Genomic DNA, 1,576 nt, shown 5'->3' with positions numbered 1-1,576 from the left:
TTTTTTTATAGTAGAGGTGAAGTGGAGGTCGAGTGTGGCTTAGGATCTTGAATCCGGATAAAAAACGGACCTCCTTCACCCCCCTTATCTGAATCAGGTTTGAGTATGTGGGATCCGTTGAGATCGTGTAGAAGAAATGGGAATCGGTAAGGATCGGTGAAGCTTCCAAACAAATTAAAGGAGTGTGGGAGATGAAACATGTCATCGCTTTTGATGTCAGTATGGGGAAAAGCTATGTTGTGGTTTATAACGCGCTGAAAACCTGTATCGCTGAAAAAGAAATCCAGCACACGCGCGAAGATTTTGCTGAGTTGAAGGTGCTGATTGACGACCTAACCGCAGGTTATGATGAAGTGCCACACCTGGTATTCGAAGCTACCGGGGTCTATTCACGTCAACTCGAACGCTTCATGCAGGAAAACAGTTATCCGTATTGCCTGATGAATCCCTTGGAAGCCAAACTGCAGAGCGACCGTTTGCGGAGCCATAAGACAGACCGGGCAGACGCCCACCAGCTCGCAAGAAGCCACTTCCAAAATGAACGCCGCTTGGAGATACCGTCATCAGATATCTACCGGCAACTCAAGAAGACGTCTCGCTATTACGCTGATCTGGACGATGAATTGACCGTCATTCGGGGACGCTTGCACGCGGAACTGCAGCTCACCTTCCCCGAACTGACGAGCTTGTTTACGACAAAATCGGACCTCTTTCTGCGGTTGGTGCAGTTGTTTCCACATCCCGACCTCATGTTGGGACACTCCAAAACGGTGCTCAAAAATCGAATTCTGGCCAATACCGAAAAGCGAATGTCCGCTAAAAAGGCAGAAGAAAAAGCCATCCAACTGCTGGATGCCGCAACTAGTTCCTACCCTGCAGTAAAGGTCGATGACCTGTCTTGTGAGCTGGTTCGGCTATACGCTAAACGGTTCCAGGAGCTTGTTTTTCTGAAAGAGGCGTGTATCGAAAAGATGGCGGCGCTGGCTTCTCCGTTGAACGAGTATGCCATTTTGTTAAGCATTCCGGGAATCGGGGACAATACCGCCGTTCGCTTGCTTGCCGAAATTGGTGATATCCACCGTTTTGAGAATCACAAACAATTGAACGCCTTTGCCGGCATCGACATCCGCAGGTATCAATCCGGTAAGTTTCTGGCGAAGGATCGCATCAATAAGCGGGGAAACAAACACCTCCGCAAACTGCTCTATATCATCATTATGAATATGATTAAGCAACAGCGCTTTTCACAGAATCACTTGGTCGATTATTACCAGAAATTAAAAAAACAACCTTATAACAAATGTCATAAGGTTGCCGTGGTGGCGTGCATGAACAAGCTGCTCAAAACGATCCACCACTTGGTCACACACCAATTACGCTACGATTACAGGCTAAGCCCCTGCACCGTGGCACCTAAAGTTTAACACATTCTGCCCCCAGTTTAAAAATGAAAAAGCCGGAGGTTTTTTTGGCATGCCCATTTTTATTCCGAACCAATTTCCGCCTCCACGAAGAGAGAAAATCTCAAAAGAATCGCTTTATAGTTGAATATAATCTATTGACTAATCGTAAGAAA

Annotated in this window: 1 protein-coding gene; it reads left to right on the top strand. The window is 46.6% G+C overall.

What is annotated here, in order from left to right:
* Nucleotides 1-191: 191 nt before the first annotated feature.
* Nucleotides 192-1,424, top strand: a complete 1,233-nt coding sequence (locus tag IRE19_RS18345) for an IS110 family RNA-guided transposase (protein WP_203341457.1) — start codon at nt 192-194, stop codon at nt 1,422-1,424.
* Nucleotides 1,425-1,576 lie beyond the last annotated feature (152 nt).

The organism is Planococcus beijingensis (genome assembly GCF_016820615.1).
Classification (GTDB): Bacteria; Bacillota; Bacilli; order Bacillales_A; family Planococcaceae; genus Planococcus; species Planococcus notacanthi.
The sequence above is the reverse complement of the archived record's forward strand: the minus strand, read 5'-3'. Positions and strand labels throughout refer to the sequence as shown.